The organism is Hypnocyclicus thermotrophus, assembly GCF_004365575.1.
GTDB classification, from domain to species: domain Bacteria; phylum Fusobacteriota; class Fusobacteriia; order Fusobacteriales; family Fusobacteriaceae; genus Hypnocyclicus; species Hypnocyclicus thermotrophus.
This window is the reverse complement of the sequence record NZ_SOBG01000003.1, coordinates 1-18,209: the sequence shown is the minus strand read 5'-3', so window position 1 is coordinate 18,209 and position 18,209 is coordinate 1. Positions and strand designations below refer to the sequence as shown.

Here is an 18,209-nt window from a genome sequence, read left to right as displayed (position 1 = left end):
ATTAGACCTCCTTAAAAATTTTTATTGAAAATTAAAATTTATTAATATATACTTTATATATTATATAATATACTAAAGTAACCTTAAAATCAATTAAAAAAGGAGATATTGAGAGAAAATGAGTAGTGAAAAATTAATTGGTGTAATTTTACCTAGAATAGGTGCAGATATTTTTTCAAGAATTATCGAAGGAATAACTCAAGAATTGAAAAAATATGGATATAATATTGTATTAGCTAATACAAAAGAAAAAGAAGAAGAAGAATTAAAATATTTAGATATTTTTCAAAAAGAAAATATTTCTGGAATAATATTTTTTCCTTTTTCAATTACTGAAAATCATATAAAAACTTTAAATAATATGAAGAAACCAGTTGTGGTATTAGGGAGAGAAGCATCTAAAATTCGTACTTCTTATGTTACTTATGATGATTATTTTTCAGCAAAAGAGGTAGTTGAATATCTTATAAGTAAAGGGCATAAAAAAATAGCGTATATTGGTGTATCAGGAAACATGTCTGTACAAAATTTAAGAAGAGATGGGTATATTGATGCTCTTCTAGAAAATAATTTATCTGTAAAAAATAGATATCAAGTTATAGGAAAATTTGATGTGAAATCAGGATATACTGCAATGAAAAAAATATTAGCTCTTGAAGAAAAACCTACTGCAGTATTTGCGGCACTTGATTCACTTGCATTTGGTGCAATGAGAGCTATCTATGAAGCTGGTTATAAAGTTCCAGAGGATTTTTCTATTGTTGGTATTGATGATATGGAAACTTCATCTTATTATATTCCTTCACTTACATCAATTAAATATAATTATAAATTTTCTGGTGAAAGTGCGGCAAAATTAATTATTGAAAAAATAGAAAATAAAAACACAATGAACAAAAAAATTGTAATTTCATATGAACTTAAAGAAAGAGAAAGTGTAAAAGATATTAATTAATAAAATTATGGAGGATTAGGGTATGTACAAAGTTATTCTATATTTTATAATATCACTCACGATATTAGCAAGTACATTTCCAAAAGATCTAGATATATATTTAAAAGAAAAAGAAAGTATTTATGATGATATTATAAAAAATACAGAAAAAAAGATTTTTTGGTATAAAGAGCATAATAAAAAAACAAAATATTCTATTGTATATCTACATGGTTTTTCAGCTACTCGACAAGAAGTTTATCCTTTAGCAAATGAAATAGCGAAAGATCTTAAAGCAAATCTTTTTTATACTAGATATACAGGACATGGTAGGCCAGGGAAATATCTGGGAGAAGCAAAAAAAGAAGATTGGAAAAATGATACTACTGAAGCCATTGAAATAGGTAAAGAAATCGGAGAAAAAGTAATTGTTATTAGTACTTCTACAGGGGGAACTTTAGTCACTTGGTATGCTATGGAAAGTATAAAAAAAAATAAAGATTTAGACAATATTGTGTATATTTTAATCTCACCAAATTATAAAATAAAAGATAAAAATTCTATTTTATTAGAAATTCCAATAATTAGATATTTAATAGTAAATTTTTTTATTAAAGAACAAAGTTGGCAGGGACATAGTGATGAAGAAAATAGATATTGGACAACAAGATATCCAAGTAAAGTATTAATTGAAATGAGCGATTTAGTCAAAGAAGTAAGAAATTTTAATTTTAATAAACTTAAGCAACCTTTTTTTATTATTCATTCTAATAATGACGATGTAGTAAATACTGATATTATCGATAAAAAGTATAATGAGTTAGGGTCTAAAAATAAAAAATTATTAATAATACCAGTAAAAGATTATGGAAAACATGTGTTAGCAGGAGATATTATGGCACCAAATAATACCGTATATTTAAAAAATGAAATAATTAAATATTTAAAAAATTTATAACTAATCTAAAGGGGGAATTAACTTGGAGAATAAATTTCCATTTAAATTTTTAAAATTTAAATTAATGAATCATCCTACAACAAATCATCCGCTTGAATATATTGAAAAACATAAAGCTGTTTGTGCTTTATTATTAAATAACAATGAGTCTAAAACATTATTAGTTAATCAATTTAGACCTGGTGCAAATAATAATATTTATGAAATTCCAGCGGGACTTATAGATCCAGGAGAAGAGGCAGATACTGCTGTTTACAGAGAAATATTAGAAGAAACAGGATATGAGAAAGAAAGTTTGGAACTTTTATATAAAAGTAATACTCCTTTGTTGGTATCACCTGGCTATACTACAGAATCATTATATTTTTATATTTTTAAATTGAATAAAGAAAATATAACTCCAAAACCTTTATCTTTAGATGAATCAGAGGATTTAATTACTTCTTGGCATAAATTAGATAATGATTTTTTTGCCAATAAAACGGATTTAAAATCATATTTTGCATATTTATTGTATTTATCATTAAAAAATAAAGAGCTGTAATTTAAACAGCTCTTTATTTTTTATTTTTAAACTTTAGTAAAATGATTATGATTACTTTCGTAATGGTATCCAGCTTCATTTAATTTATCTTCAAGTTCTTTTTGGTCAATATCATAATATTTTACAAGTTCTTCTAAGCTATCAAATTCATCTCGTAATTTCATATTAATAATACTAAATAAAATATTAATATCCATAGTTTTAAAATTTTTTAATTCCATAATAATACTCCTTTCTAAATTAAATAATTTTTATTAGATATATTATTTTCCTATATGAACTTTATACAATTTGTTTGAATATAAAAAATCATAAGGATATACAATAGGACCGCCATCAGAATCCAAGTCAATATTTTTATTAAATTCAATACCTGTTTTATAAAAAATATACCATACCCATTGAGAACAATAAAATCCGTTATTATTTTTTTTATTTAAGACTACTTTATATCTTTTATTTTTATTATTTTCTATTACTTCAAATATTTTATTTTTAAATTTCTTATTAATTTCTTTATATCGTAGTATTTTTATTTTTCTATCAGAAACAGCATTAAGCCAGTCATTAAGTTTTACATAGTAAAATCCGTGAAATATTTGAGGATATTCAGCTACTACATCATATTCTTTTAGATATATCGCTGAATGTCCAAGCCATGTATATGTTCCTATTTTTTTACTTAAAATTAATATATCTCCTGTTTCAAGTTCTTGTTTATTTTTGCGAATAGTTTCTATATTTTGCCATTGAATATTTTTCGAAATTACTTTACAGCCTTGAAATAAAAATATATTTATTATTAAAAATATTATTTTTAATTTTTTTTTCATTTCCCCTCCAAAATATACATTATATTTTATATAAGTATATCATATTTTTTTAAAGAATAGGTAGAGTAAATTTTAATAATAAAAATAAAGAGTTATAATATCAATATATTATAACTCTTTATTTTTTAAGTATTAGATAAAAAACTAATAAGTATTATTACAGCAAGAATGAGCCAAAAATTTTTCTTTAACATTATTCCCACTCTCCTTTTCCCTTATTCCCTCAAAAACTATTTTAATAAACAATTTCTTAATTAAATTATTTTCCTCTTATTTTTAATATACTTATATTATTTATATTTTCCTTTATTTTTTATAAATAACTTGATATTTTTTGTATATCATTATAAAATAATTATACAAAAGTATTAAAAATTTATACAAGGGGGATATTATGAAACCAAAATTAAAACCAAATAATACACATTTTTCTTCTGGACCCTGTTCAAAGTTTAAAGGGTATAGATTAAATCTATTATCTAATGCACCGCTTGGACGTTCACACAGAAGCAAAATTGGGAAAGCAAAATTACAGGAAAGTATTGAAAAAACAAAAAAAATTCTTCAAATTCCAGATGATTATCGTGTGGGAATAGTTCCTGCTTCAGATACAGGAGCAATAGAAATGGCTCTTTGGAATGTTTTAGGTGAAAGAGGTGTGGAAGTGATTGCCTTTGATGCATTTGGACGAGAGTGGGCAAATGATATTAAAGCTGAATTAAAATTATCGAATGTAACTTATCATTTTGCTGATTATGGACACTTACCTGATTTATCAAATGTAGATTGCGATAATGATATTGTGTTTACATGGAATGGTACAACAAGTGGTGTAAAAGTTCCTAATGCAGATTGGATAGATAAAAATAGAAAAGGATTAACTATTTGTGATGCAACTTCAGCAGTATTTGCTATGGAAATCCCTTGGGAAAAACTTGATATTATAACATTTTCTTGGCAAAAAGTACTTGGTGGAGAAGGAGCACACGGAATGTTGATATTATCACCTAGAGCCGTTAAAAGAATTGAAAATTATACACCAGATAGGGCACTTCCCAAAATATTTAGACTTAAAAAAAATGGAAAATTAATTGAAGGAATTTTTAAAGGTTCTACAATAAATACTCCTTCAATGCTCTGTAATGAAGATTATTTAGTTGCATTAAATTGGATTGAATCTATTGGGGGAATATATTCAGCAATTAAAAAAAGTGAAGAAAATTTATCAGTTATAGAAAAGTTTGTCGAAGAAAATGATTTTATTAGTTTTTTACCTATATCAAAAGAAATTCGTTCAAATACAAGTGTTTGCTTAAAATTAGATTTAGAATCTGAAAAAATAGATAAATTGTTACAATTATTATTAGAAAATAATATAGCGTATGATATTGCTTCATATAGAGATTCTCCAAAAGGTATAAGAATTTGGTGTGGAGCAACTATTGAAAAAGATGATTTAGAAATCTTATGTGAATGGATAAAATGGGCTTATAAAAAAGTAAAATAAATATAACTATAAGCAGATTTAAATGAATCTGCTTATGATTTATAACTAACTACTAGTTTTAAACTATGTAGTTAGTTATTATTATAGATATAGAGAGGAAAAAATATTTTCGATATATAATAATTTTTTAATACTTTTATATTTATTTTTTTTAGTAGTTATCATAAATAAATTTTGTTTTAATAGGAAATTTTAATCTATACTGAGTTCTGATAATTTTTCGATATTTAAAATTTTTATTGTTTTATTATTTTTTTCAATTATATTAGATGTTTCTAATGAGTGTAAAACTCTAGTAAGTTGTCTACTACTAGCTAAAAGTTGGTCTGCTAAGTTACTAATAGATTTATATTTAACTTCTCCATCATTGTTGGAATTATCAATTAAGTAAGTAGCAAATCTTCTATTTAAATCATAGCAACTAGCTAGCATAAAAATGTCAACACTTTTTTCTAATTTTTTACAAGTAGATTCATATATAAATTTATTAAATTTACAATCAATTTCAAAGTATTTTTTAGCTATGTTATAATTAATTCCTAATAAAAAACAATCTTCTCTGGCAATAACATCAAATTTTGATATATATGATTTTCTAAGTTCGACGTCTCCAATAATAGATAAAGGTTCTAATTTATCAATGATTAATTCTCTATCAGTGACAGTATTATAAATAATATCAATTTTTCCCTCTACAAGAAAATAAAAATATTTAATTATTTCATTACTTTCAATAATCCTTTCATTTTTTTTAAATTCAAATAATGAAAATTTGGATAGATCAAAATTTTCAAATAGATCTCTTATTTTAAAATCGTTTACATATCCTATTATATTTAATTTACTATTTATTTCTCTCATTTTTCCCCCTTTATTTACATGTTTTTTACTAGAAATATATAATAATAATATTTTACAATGATATAATATTATTGAAAAGCAAATTATAATAGGACATAAGTCGTGTTTTTAAAAAACTTTTAAACTTTAATATATGACATGTGTCTTATATTTATTTGTACATTTGTGCATAATAGGGGTAATATGGTTATATATAGAATATTATGTTTTTTAAAAGAATATAATATTTTTGTGTAACCGGTTATTTTATTAAATGAAAGGAGGAAAGAGGAGCTAAATATATTATTAATATTTAATAATATAAGTTTCTCAAAAAATTATGAAAAAATACTATTTTTTAATGGCATTGTTAGCAGTATCAAATTATAGTTTGTCTCAAACTTATGCTACAACTAATTTAAGTTATAATAACAGATTCTTAACGAGTGACAATTATTATGAAAAAGATGGAGGTATTGATTTAAAAATTGAGTTTAATGATTTAGAATTAAAATTTTCAAGTGATATTAAAAATAATAAAAGTGAGTATGATAGCTCATTATCTATGATTTTTCAAAAGGATATAGATAAAAAATCATCTGTATCTATTGAATCAAAATTAAATACTGAAAATGGAATGCAATTTTATGTAGACACAAATTCAAATAGCACTTATATTTCACATAAAATAAATAATAAATCTACATTAACTTTTTATCCATTTAATTTTAAGAATAACATTGGAAATGAAATAGAATCATTAGATGTAACTAGTGTAAATTATTTTAATGAAAGATATACAGTAATAAATGGAACAACTAATTTACCAGAAATTACAACAAAATCATTACCAGGAATAACTTTTAATTATAAATTAGATGAAGTAAAAGATATAACTTTTGGTATTGGAGCTATTCAATATGATTCACCAGTTGATTTTGATGTAGAAAATTCAACAATGCCTACAATTTGGCAAAAAAGAATTGATGTAGGATATTTAGCATCTTTTAATTATGATAATGAAATAAGTAAATTTAAAATTTCTTATATTTCACATAATGACAGTGAAAAATCGCATTCAATATTAAAATCAGCTATTTCAATAGAAATGGAAAAATATTTTAATAATTTTATTTTTTATGTAGAAGGATTATATAATGAAAATGGAAAATCGCCATATTATATTTCTGATGGTAGTTTTGCACAAAAAGTACCATACGAACCATTATACAAACAAAGTTGGGTAGATAAAAAAGATTATGGATTTATGACAAAATTAAGTTATGAAATGAAAAATAATACACCATATTTAAAATATGCATATTATGGAGAAAATTTAATATATGATGGTGAAAATTCAGCACATATATTAAGAACTTTATCTAATTCAAGTAATTATTTTAATACTTCAGATTCTCATGGGGGATTACAAGTAATAACAGTCGGAAATAAATATACATATAAGAATGTATCTATTGAACCATATTATGAATATAAAAAAGCTAAAAATAATGTTTTTTCTACGCAAGATGATTTGACTGCAAAAGAAGATGAAAGAGTGAATGATTTAACTGATAAACTATCATCATACGGTATTAAGATAAATGTTAATTTTTAATTTAGGAGGAGAAAAAATGTATAAATCAATTTATAAATTAATAATTATTAATTTAATTGTTTTTTCTATATCTTTTTCAAAAGATTTCACAGAAAGAGACTTAGAAATGGAATCTTATAAAGCTGTTAGTTGGATGCAAAATTCATCAGAATATAAATTACTGTGCAATCAAGCTTTTAATATAGCAAAAGATAATTTAAATAAAATAAAAAAAGAAAATAAAGGTAAAATGGCAGTTATAGTAGATCTTGATGAAACGATGTTAGATAATACACCATATGCAGCATGGAGAATTTATAGTGGAAATGGATTTTCTAGCGATACTTGGAGTGAATGGGTAGCTGCAAAAGAAGCAAAGGCTATACCAGGGGCTGTAGAATTTTCAAAATATGTAAAAAAACTTGGAATGGATATAATCTATATTTCAAATAGAAGTGAAAAAGAATTAAAAGATACAATGTTAAATATGAAAAAACTTGGATTTTCTCAAGTAGATAAAAATCATATTTTTTTAAAAACGACTAGTTCAGATAAAACATCTAGAAGAGAGTATATAGAAAAACTTGGATATAATATAGTAATGTTGATTGGAGATCAATTAAGTGATTTTTCTAATATTTTTTACAATGTATCTAATGAAACTAGAAATTCTTTAGTAATAAAAAATAAAAATATGTTTGGAAATAATTGGATAGTTATACCAAATCCTAGTTATGGTGATTTTGAAAGTAAAGGAATTTCAAATGAATTTTATGTAAAAATAACTGGTGAAAGTACATCAAATTATGAAAAGTCTAAACTTAGAGAATATAGTTTAAATATATGGGATGGAGAATAGGAGGATATTATGAAAAAAAATATTTTATTAATTATTTTATCTATGTTTATTATTTCATGTAGTAGTTTAGATAATAAATCAATAGAAACTAAAAATTCAAAAAATAAATTTGATAAAAAAGATAAATTAGCATTACTTTGGGCTCAAAAATCTGGAGAAAAAATAGCTTTAAATTATCAAATAATAAATAATATATTAAATAAAGTTGATAATAATATAAATAAAGTATACATTGAACTTGAAGATGGAGTATTTGATAATACCCCATATATAGCGTGGTTAATGACAACTGGAAAAGAAAATAATTATAAAAATTATAAAAGATGGCTTAAATCTGGAGATATGGAACTAAATATTGGAATAGATGAGTTGTTAACTAAATTATCTAAAAAAGATATAAATGTAGTTTTTGTAACAAATTTAGATAAAGAATTTTCTTTATTATTAAATAAAAACTTAAAAAGATATATGTTAAATAATTATAAAATCATTTCAAAAGAAAAGATGAATTTAGGGGATGAAAAATCTATATTTATTTCATCAAATTTAGATTTTTATACATCGAAAGACATTAATAATTTAAAAGTTTTAATAAAAGAAGAAAATTTAATAAAACAGAAAATAGGGAAAAAATATTTTATTTTTGCTAATCCGGTATATTCAAATTATTTAGATTTAAATAATGCGAAATTAAATAATTGGGAAGGTAGTAAAGAAACTTTAATTTTAAATTATTAGGAAGGAGGTATTATGAAACGTAGTCTAAATATTATTTTTATAATATCAATATTATTGTTAATAATTAGTTGTAATAAAGATTTAACAGTAACTCCAATAGATAAAAACGTTGATAGTATAGAATTAAATCTAATAGATAATGCTTATAATGAAAATGAATCTCTTATTTCAGATATTGAAAATGGAAATTTAGCTTCAAATTTAAATGAAACTGATAAAAGAGAAGTTTTAACATATTTAAAAGATATATCAAAATATTATAGACAAATAATTATAAATAAAAAAGTTGAAGTAGACTTATTAAATGAGATAGCAAATAAACAAACTCTAGCACAATCAAAATTTAATTCAAGTTCTACTGAGTATACAAAACTTAATACTATAATAACATATACATCTAATGCTAAAAAAGAGATAGAACCTCCTATAATTACACTTACAGAAGTAAATACAGGATTTAGTGATACTTTAGGAAGTGATGATTTCACTCAAACAGGTTGGTTAACAGAAATAACAAAAGGAAATATTAATTGGAGTTATAATTCTAAATATACGGCACCATCTATAAGTGCATATAAATCAAGTGATGCTGAAAATGAAACATACTTAATATCGCCAGTATTAAATGTAACAGCTAAATCATATGTAACATTAAATATTCAAGCTGATTACTATAAACATTCTGGATTAAGTGTGCTTATATCTGAAGATTTTAATGGATATGTATCAAAAGCTAATTGGACAGATATTACAAATAGCATTCAATTACCATCAACTAGAGAAACAGTTGATACTACAATTGATTTAGATAATTATTTAGGTAAAAAAATAGTTATTGCGTTTAAATATAATGGAAATGCTAATAATAGTGAAACTACAACTTATGCCATTAAAAATTTTAAATTTATTAAAAAACCAATTACTATAACACTAAATAGTAATTATACAGAATCATTAGGAGATGATAATTTTACTTGTAGAGGATGGTACAGTATAATTACGAAAGGAACAAGAGCATGGGAAGGTAACGCAAAATATAAAAATACATCTATAAGTGCATATAACTCAAGTGATGCTGAAAATGAATCATATTTAATATCACCAATATTTGATGTAACAGTTAAATCATATGTAACATTAAAAATTCAAGCTGCTTATTATAAACATTCCGGATTAAGTGTACTTATATCTGAAGATTTTAATGGTGATATATCAAAAGCTAATTGGACAGATATTACAAGTAGCATTCAATTACCAACAAATAGCGAGACAGTTGATACTACAATTGATTTAGATAATTATTTAGGTAAAAAAATAGTTATTGCATTTAAATATAATGGAAATGCTACTAATAATGAAACTACAACATATAGATTAAGTGATTTTAATATTAATTTGAAATAAAATTCAATTAAAAAATTAATAAAAAGTCGGAGAACACTCTCCGACTAAAATCAAAGAGCATACCTTAAAGGAGGTATTAAAATTGAAAATTTTTAATAAATTTTTTTTAATGCTTTCATTATTATTATTTTTAATTTCGTGTAATAAAGATTTATCTCCTCTTTCAAATGATAAATTAGAATTGAACTTAAATAATAATAATAGTGAGTATACGTCTACTCCAGCAGCTAATCTTATAACAGAAGCTATAAAAAATGAATTAGGAGTAGATATAGTTTTTTATCCAGAATCAAATTTAAAAAATATTTCATTAAATTTGAATTTAGACTTGACTAAAACAGATATAAATGAAAGATTAATAAATAAAACATCTAATGATATAAAATCTCTTTATGATACAACAACTAATAAAGATTTAATTTGCATATCATATATGAGTGGATCTAAAATAAAAGATTTTATAAAAGAAAGAACTTTAAAAAATAATGCAATAGACATACATACTAATGGTATAGAATATGATATCACAATAAAAGGTGGAGAAGTACAAAATTATAATATAAGTAGAAATGGAAGAACATTTGATTTAGATAAACAATATAAAGTAGCATTTATATATTATGAATATGATTATAAATCAAGTTTTCCAGGATATTATTATGGAAATAAGTTTAATTATTTAAAAGTACAAAAAACAGAAAAAAAAGCAAGTGAGTTAGTTATAAATTATTTAAAAAAAAGCAATAAATATAATTTTTTAAATAAAATTAATTCTAAAGTAAAGGTTATTGACTCAACAACTTCTGATAAAAATAAAATAATCCCTATATATTCTATTCAAGGAGAAAAATATAAGTCGGATTTAATAGGAATTAATTTAAAAACACGTGGAATAATTACAGCATATACAGCAGACAGTTATAATAATAATTATGGTTTTTATATGCAAGATAAATATGGTGATAATAATAATTATACATCTGATGCTATATATGTTAAATTAGATAAAACAACATATAATAAATATTCTTTAATTATAAAAGTAGGAAATCTTGTTGAAGTAGAAGGAAAAGTAGAAGAAACAAATACAGGAACAGGACTTACAAGAACATCATTAACTTCAGTAAATAAAATTATTTTAAGAGAAAAAGATGTTGCATTACCGTCACCAGTTGAATTAGGTGAAGGAAGTGATAGAATTATACCAAATAGACATATTTCTACTTATAAAGGTAATGTAAATCAAAGTTTAAAATTAAATTTAAATGATGGAATAGGATTTTGGGAAAGTTTAGAAGGAATGTTAGTTAAAGTGAAAAAACCTATTGTAACAGGAGCTAAAGGTGGTAAAAATGATGCATTAGAAAGTAAAGGATATTTCAATTTATATGTTAGAGCAAATAATACATCAAATGATTATCAAGTTACCCCATCTAATGGATTAATAATTGATGTAGAGAAAAATGATTATAATCCAGAGATATTAAGACTAGTAAATCATGTTTATTATAATAAAGATGGTGTAAAACCAGGAGATGCAAGTAGTTTTAAAAATGGAATATTTAATGTAGGTGATGAATTAGAAGATATAACAGGAATATTAGCATTTAATGTAAATACGTTTGGTGACGGAGAGTATGATTTGTTATTTAATGATTATATAACAGCTAAAAATCCAAGAACATCATATACTCCTTTATCTGATAGACCGAAAGCAACTTTAGTAGGCGATGCTAATCACTTAACAATAGCAACATTTAATGTAGAAAATATGTATGCAACTCATGAAAAAATACCATATATAGCAGAGATTATAGCTCAAAATATGAAATCACCAGATATAATAGTATTTACTGAAATTCAAGATAATAATGGGCCTGATAATTATGGTGAAGATGGTTCACCTGTAGTTGACGCAGACCAAACTTTGACTAATTTAATTAATAATATAGAATCTAAAGGAGGAGCTACAGATTATAAATATATAAATATTAATCCGTTAGCATACTTAGAAGGAGGAGAACCTGGAGGTAATATTAGAGTAGCAGCTATTTATAGAGATACTAGAGTAGAATTTAATAAAAGAGGAAATGCAGGTTCATTAGATCATGCAGGATTAGATAAAAATGGAGATTTATTATTAAACCCTGGTCGAATTTATCCTCAAGAACCAATATTTAAAGGAACTCGTAGAAGTCTTGCAATGGAATTTTATTTTAAAAATAATAAAATTTTAGTTTTTGGAAATCATTTAAATTCTAAAGGTGGCGATGATCCTTTATGGGGCGCAAAACAACCTGTAGTATTAAGTAGTGAAGCTAAAAGAATCAAATTAGCTAAGATTATACATAGATTTGTCCAAGAAGTATTGTCAAAAGATGAAAATAAAAATATAGTAGTATTAGGAGATTTTAATGAATTTTATGCAGCAAATCCAATAAAAGTATTAAAGGGAAATATACTTACAAATTTAATAGAAACTTTACCTTTTAATAAAAGATATTCATATAATTTTCAAGGAAATGCTCAAGCGATAGATCATATACTAATATCAAAAAATTTAAAAAATCATTCCCCTGAAATAGAAATATTACCTATAAATACAGATTATATGGGTCAATATTCTGATCACAATCCAGTAATATCAAGGTATGAATTTAAATAAATTAAGTTTTTTATAAATGTGAACAGATATCTCATAAATAAAAAAAGTGAAAATGACATCACAATGACATCAATTATTTAATTATAATTGATGTCATTTTTTATTATATATAAGAGTAATTTACTATAAAAAAATACTTCTTCATATAGTAAACAATTTTATTATTTTAACTGTTTATTATAAGAGAAGTATTTATTTTTTTAACTTAATTAAAAATATTTAAATTATTTATTACAGTATCTATTGATTCATCATTGGAGTTTTTTTCATTATTAAGTTCTGAATTGTTATTTGGATTTTTAGAATTAAAATTGTTATCTAATGATTTAGGGAAAAATTCATCTAAACCATTTTTATATTTGTTTGAGTATTCAACTGGTTCATACCCCTTTTTAAATAAAGCAGTTCTTATTCGATAGCTACTACCATCACTCAGCAAACCATTTCTAGAATCAATATCTATATATTTTAATTCTTTTTCTTTCACTAAGTTTTCTAAAAATTCAAATTTTGTAGGAGTATAAATCCCTTCATCTATTAACCTTTGAACATATTTTCCCCAAATAGGAGCAGCAGCTCCACCACCAGTCATTCCTCTACCCATTGGAGTATTATTATCTCTTCCAAGATATAGAGTAGTAACAAAATCAGGTGTATATCCGCTAAACCATGCACTTCTAAAACCATTAGTAGTACCTGTTTTACCTGCTTGATCAATATATTCAATTTTATTTGTTTTTGGATTTAAATATTTTACACGAGCACCTCTTCCAGAACCATTTTTAACTACATCTTTCATCATATGAACAAGCATAGCAATTTCTGTATTATCAACTATTTTTTCTTTTTTAATATTATTTTCAAATAATATTTTACCATATCTATTAGTAATTTTTGTAATAAAAATTGGTTTTACTTTATATCCACCATTTGAAAATGGTATATATGCTTTTGCCAACTCAAAAGGAGATAAACTTAAACTTCCAAGAGCAATAGTTAAATTATAAGGGATTTTAGAACTAATTCCAAATCTTCTAGCTTCGGTAATTAAATTTTTAATTCCTACTTTTTGCAATAAATTTATAGCAGGAATATTTCTAGAACGTTCCATAGCTTCCAAAATAGTGATATTACCTTCAAAAGTACCAGAATAATTTTCTGGTTTCCAATCTCCAAATTCTAAAGGACTATCTTCAACAACTAAATTCATCTGATAATTATGTTTTAATGCAGTATAGTATAAAAATGGTTTAAATGATGAACCTGGTTGTCTTAAAGCTTGAAATGCTCTATTAAAATTTTTACTTTTATAATTCTTTCCACCAATCACAGCTTTTACATATCCGGTATTAGAATCTATAGTAATAAGAGCTCCATCTAAATCAGGATTTTTTTTAAAGATATTAGAATTCGAAAAAACATCTTCAGCTATTTTTTGCATACGAAGATCAAGAGTAGTATATATTTTCATTCCACCTTCATATATATCTTTTGCTTCAAACATTTCAAAGATTTTATTATCGACAAAATCAACAAAATCCGGGGCTATTACTCCACGACGAGATTTTTTATTCTTTAATATAATAGATACATAAGGATTTTCTTTATCTTCTTCAGTAGCCTTGTCTTCAAGTATAAATTTAACTTTTTTTGCATTAGTATATTGTTTTTTTGTAATAAATCCAAATTTTAGCATTTGATTTAAAATAAGGTTTTTTCTTTTGATAGCATTATCAAGATGTCTTATAGGAGAATATTTTGCAGGTCTATTTGGTATACCAGCAAGAAGTGCAGCTTCGGCAAGATTAAGTTCATATAATTCTTTTCCTAAAAATATGTGAGCACTTGTTTTTATACCGTATGCTCCTTCACCAAAGTATATTTCATTTAAATATTTTTCTAATATCTCATCTTTTGTATAATGTTTTTCTATTTCAATTGCTATAAGAGCTTCTTTTATTTTTCTCATTATTCTACGTTCATTTGTAAGAAATGCATTTTTTACAAGTTGTTGAGTAATAGTACTACCACCAGGGATATTTCTATGAGCTAAAATATATTTAGGAGCCATGATGATTGATTTAATTATTCTAAGAGGTTCAAATCCATAATGGGTTCTAAAATTCTTATCTTCAATAGCTAAAAATGCATTTTGAACTTCAAGAGGGATCTCGTTAATTTTTGCAATTTCTCTATTTTCTTTATAGAATTTATCTATTATTTCTCCATTTATATCATAAATTATTGTTGGAATTATAGGGTCATATTCCTCAATAAGTTTTGAGATATCAGGTAAATCACTATAAGCCTTATAAATTAAAAAAAATCCAGCTCCAGTTATAGTAGAGATTGATATTATTAAAAATGATAAAATTATAGTTAATTTATTAACTTTTTTCATGTAATCACCTATTTTTTTGTCTTAATTGTCCACAAGCACCATTAATATCAGCACCTTTTTCTTGTCTAAATGTTACATTTACTTTACGATCATTTTTTAAGTATTCATAAAAACTTTTCATTTTATTTTCATGAGGTCTTTCCCAATCTTTTCCTTCGATACTATTATAGGGAATTAAATTAAGAATATGATCGAATTCATGCATTAAATCTGCTAAAAATTCCATATCATTACGACCAACATTAAAATTTTTAATCATTATGTATTCAAAGCTAATTCGTCTTTTAGTCATACGTTGATATTCTTTTAAAACAACGATTAAATCTTCTAATGGATATCTTTTATTAATAGGAATGATCATATCTCTTTTCTCATTAAATACTGAATGAAGAGATATAGCTAATTCTATTTGAAGTTTTTCCTCCATTAATCTTTCTATACCTGGAACTATTCCTGAAGTAGAAACAGTAATTTTTCTAATAGAAAAATCAAGACCATTTTTATCAGTTAAAATTTTAATAGATTTTATAAGATTATCAATATTTAAAAAAGGTTCACCCATTCCCATAAATACAATATTGTTAATTTTAAATCCACGTTTTTCTATTCGTCTATTTAAAGTATATACTTGATTTAGTATTTCGTGCACTTCAAGATTTCTTACAAAACCATCCATTCCAGTAGCACAAAAATCACATTTAACAGGACATCCAACTTGGGTAGAAATACAAATAGTATATCTATCTTTATGTTTTAAAAGTACAGTTTCTATAGTATTTTTATCTTCTAATTCAAATAAGTATTTTTCCGTTTCATCAATCTTTGAAATTTGTTGTTTTAATACATTAAATAGAGGAATATAAGATTTTTCGGTTAAAAGTTCTCTGTTTTTTAATGAGATATTTGTCATTTCATCAATTTTTCTAACTAGTTTATTATGCAACCATGAATATATTTGTTTTGCATTGAATTTTTTAAATCCTAGTTCTAATAAAAATTTTTCTAGTTCATCATATGTTGCATTTAATAAATTAAATTTATTCAATTTTTGCCACTCCTTTTATATTGTTTTCCTCTTATTTTAACATAAAATACTTAGTTATACAATTTAAAATATTATAATAAAAAATAAAGCTTATAAAAGCTCTATTTAAAATTCTTTATTTTTTTCAATTAATTCTTTTAGTCTATTTTCTAAAAAATAATTTTTATTTTTCAAATTTTCTAAAAAATATTTACTTTCATTAATTATTTCGTTAAATTTTTGAATGTCACAATTTTTAGTATCTAATTTTGTAATTAATTCAGCTAATTTAACAACAGTAGCTTCTTTAAAAGTAGCATTAATTCTTTTAAGATTATTTTTTATAGAATCTTCTTTATTAATTATTGTCTTATCTTTTGTAATAGCTAAAACTGTAGTAGCAATGTGTGTTCCAAATTGTTCTTTTAAATCATTAAAATTTGTTTTGGTATTATCTAAAATATCATGAAGTAAGGCAGTTTGAATAGCGATTTCTAAATTAAAATTAGGTTCTTTATTGAATGCTACAAATATTTCCATTGTAATAGTCGAAAGATATGTTAAATAATTTGCATCAATACAAGAAACTTTATCATTAACATATTTTTTCCCAACATAGGCTATAGCTTTTTTATAACTATCTTGTATCATAATTTTCTCCTTTTTAAATAGTATTTCTTTTAAGTATAATGAATTTTTTTTATTTTTTCAAGAAAAATATTAGAAAGTAAGAGAATAATAAAAGAATTACGGAAAAAAGAATAAAAGAAAGAAAATTTCAAAAAAATAGTGTGTATAGAAGCAAAAATTTAGGGAGTGGATCTTAGATGTAAATAATAGAAAAGACTTGGTAATACTTTACTTTAACTCTTTAGTAGGGATAAGTAATTTTTCAAAGTTAAACAAGTGAGTTATTAATTTTTCGTCGGAATCTAGTTCTAATTCAGAAGATTCGATATTATTATCATTTAATTTTAAAATATAAAAAAATGAATTTTCAGTAATATTCAGGTGAAATAAATAAAGAATCAGGATGTTTATAAATAAAAAATAAATTTTCTTTGTGATATTCTGTTTTTTCTCGAATTTCTATATAAACACCTGCATGAATTTAAACTTAAGTATATATTGATTGACTAATAAAGTTTTACTTTCAGTCTCATCTAAGATTAAGCACAGAGAACACTATGTTTTGTAAATATTCTAGATCTAAATTAATAGAAAGACGTTTTGTAATATTAAATTTTAAAAATATTAAATTTTCCATTAAAATTTTTCTTTGAAATAATTAATTGTTTAATAAGAGTTTTGTAATCTGAATCAATTCAGGATCATTTGAAATAAATTTAATCATTTGAGAAAACATTTTTAATTTAATTTCTTTTTTTAAATTTTCATCCGTAGAATATTCAAAATCTTTTAAAATGTACTCAAAGTCAGGTGAATAACGATCTAAAGAATAAGGGAGACGATTGAAAATATCTTTAATTTCCAACACTTCATTATTTTGTAATAAAAAGAATTTTATATTAATTTTTGAATATTTTTTATTAATATTTAACATTGATTTAAAGAATTCTAAAATAAAAGTAGATCTATTTCTATTAGAAGAGTTTTCAAAAAAATAAATATACAAATTTTCACTAGGTAAAAAATAAAGTTTATCAGTAAAAAAATCTCTCATATCTATCTCGATAAAGCTTTCATTCTTAAGATTTTTATCAATTAAAGATTTTTTTAATATATCAATATCTAAATTTAATAGTTTTGATATTGTATTTAAAGATTTTATCATGAGTAACCTCCTAGAAAACTAAAAAAAAGTTATGCTATAGATAATATAACATAACTAAAAAAAAAAAACAATTTTTAAATTTATTCAACAGTAACAGATTTAGCTAAGTT

The 18,209-nt window shown here is 23.5% G+C and carries 16 protein-coding genes; 9 read left to right on the top strand and 7 right to left on the bottom strand.

Features of this window, described 5'->3' with window-relative positions; translation table 11 throughout:
- The first annotated feature begins 118 nt into the window (after positions 1-118).
- From EV215_RS03680 to EV215_RS03670, 3 genes are read left to right on the top strand one after another with little or no spacing between them, the layout of a single operon-like run.
- Positions 119-955: a LacI family DNA-binding transcriptional regulator gene (locus EV215_RS03680; RefSeq protein ID WP_134112648.1), complete on the top strand. Its 837-nt coding sequence runs from the start codon at positions 119-121 to the stop codon at positions 953-955.
- Positions 956-977: 22 nt separating this feature from the next.
- Positions 978-1,892 (top strand): alpha/beta hydrolase, encoded by a 915-nt coding sequence (locus EV215_RS03675; RefSeq protein ID WP_134112647.1) that lies wholly within the window; start codon positions 978-980, stop codon positions 1,890-1,892.
- A gap of 22 nt (positions 1,893-1,914) precedes the next feature.
- Positions 1,915-2,436 carry an NUDIX hydrolase gene (locus tag EV215_RS03670; protein WP_134112646.1) on the top strand — a complete coding sequence of 174 codons (522 nt, stop codon included), beginning with the start codon at positions 1,915-1,917 and terminating at the stop codon, positions 2,434-2,436.
- Positions 2,437-2,462: 26 nt separating this feature from the next.
- Here the strand turns inward: EV215_RS03670 and EV215_RS03665 are convergent, their stop codons facing one another.
- Both EV215_RS03665 and EV215_RS03660 read right to left on the bottom strand, forming a co-directional pair.
- Positions 2,463-2,657, bottom strand: coding sequence for a DUF4250 domain-containing protein (locus EV215_RS03665; RefSeq protein WP_134112645.1), 195 nt, complete (start codon positions 2,655-2,657; stop codon positions 2,463-2,465).
- A gap of 42 nt (positions 2,658-2,699) precedes the next feature.
- Entirely contained in the window at positions 2,700-3,269 is a 570-nt protein-coding gene (locus tag EV215_RS03660) for a YiiX/YebB-like N1pC/P60 family cysteine hydrolase (protein ID WP_134112644.1), read from the bottom strand.
- A 394-nt stretch (positions 3,270-3,663) separates the two neighbouring features.
- Here EV215_RS03660 and EV215_RS03655 point away from each other — a divergent pair, with 394 nt between their 5' ends.
- The gene (locus tag EV215_RS03655) at positions 3,664-4,776 is read left to right on the top strand and encodes a phosphoserine transaminase (RefSeq protein ID WP_134112643.1); all 1,113 of its coding nucleotides are present in this window, start codon (positions 3,664-3,666) and stop codon (positions 4,774-4,776) included.
- A 192-nt stretch (positions 4,777-4,968) separates the two neighbouring features.
- Here EV215_RS03655 and EV215_RS03650 read toward each other — a convergent pair whose 3' ends face one another.
- Entirely contained in the window at positions 4,969-5,637 is a 669-nt protein-coding gene (locus EV215_RS03650) for a Crp/Fnr family transcriptional regulator (protein WP_134112642.1), read from the bottom strand.
- Between the two features lie 340 nt (positions 5,638-5,977).
- On the opposite strand from EV215_RS03650, the gene EV215_RS03645 reads away from it, so the two are divergent.
- The 5 genes from EV215_RS03645 to EV215_RS03625 all read left to right on the top strand — a co-directional run bounded on the left by EV215_RS03645 (position 5,978) and on the right by EV215_RS03625 (position 12,879).
- A complete protein-coding gene (locus EV215_RS03645; RefSeq protein WP_166667339.1) occupies positions 5,978-7,234 on the top strand; it encodes a hypothetical protein in 1,257 nt (418 codons plus the stop codon).
- A gap of 16 nt (positions 7,235-7,250) precedes the next feature.
- Positions 7,251-8,072: a 5'-nucleotidase, lipoprotein e(P4) family gene (locus EV215_RS03640; protein ID WP_166667338.1), complete on the top strand. Its 822-nt coding sequence runs from the start codon at positions 7,251-7,253 to the stop codon at positions 8,070-8,072.
- A 9-nt stretch (positions 8,073-8,081) separates the two neighbouring features.
- Complete coding sequence (locus tag EV215_RS03635) at positions 8,082-8,810, top strand: HAD family acid phosphatase (protein ID WP_134112639.1); 729 nt, start codon at positions 8,082-8,084, stop codon at positions 8,808-8,810.
- A 12-nt stretch (positions 8,811-8,822) separates the two neighbouring features.
- Positions 8,823-10,214 carry a choice-of-anchor J domain-containing protein gene (locus EV215_RS03630; RefSeq protein ID WP_134112638.1) on the top strand — a complete coding sequence of 464 codons (1,392 nt, stop codon included), beginning with the start codon at positions 8,823-8,825 and terminating at the stop codon, positions 10,212-10,214.
- Between the two features lie 82 nt (positions 10,215-10,296).
- Complete coding sequence (locus EV215_RS03625) at positions 10,297-12,879, top strand: DUF8508 domain-containing protein (RefSeq protein WP_134112637.1); 2,583 nt, start codon at positions 10,297-10,299, stop codon at positions 12,877-12,879.
- 205 nt (positions 12,880-13,084) lie between these two features.
- Here the strand turns inward: EV215_RS03625 and EV215_RS03620 are convergent, their stop codons facing one another.
- From EV215_RS03620 to EV215_RS03605, 4 genes are all read right to left on the bottom strand, one after another.
- Positions 13,085-15,280, bottom strand: a complete 2,196-nt coding sequence (locus tag EV215_RS03620; protein WP_134112636.1) for a penicillin-binding protein 1A — start codon at positions 15,278-15,280, stop codon at positions 13,085-13,087.
- Between the two features lie 4 nt (positions 15,281-15,284).
- The gene (gene rlmN, locus EV215_RS03615; RefSeq protein WP_134112635.1) at positions 15,285-16,325 is read right to left on the bottom strand and encodes a dual-specificity RNA methyltransferase RlmN; all 1,041 of its coding nucleotides are present in this window, start codon (positions 16,323-16,325) and stop codon (positions 15,285-15,287) included.
- 105 nt (positions 16,326-16,430) lie between these two features.
- Entirely contained in the window at positions 16,431-16,955 is a 525-nt protein-coding gene (locus tag EV215_RS03610; protein ID WP_134112634.1) for a bifunctional (p)ppGpp synthetase/guanosine-3',5'-bis(diphosphate) 3'-pyrophosphohydrolase, read from the bottom strand.
- A 637-nt stretch (positions 16,956-17,592) separates the two neighbouring features.
- Positions 17,593-18,099, bottom strand: coding sequence for an Rpn family recombination-promoting nuclease/putative transposase (locus EV215_RS03605; protein ID WP_134112633.1), 507 nt, complete (start codon positions 18,097-18,099; stop codon positions 17,593-17,595).
- Positions 18,100-18,209 lie beyond the last annotated feature (110 nt).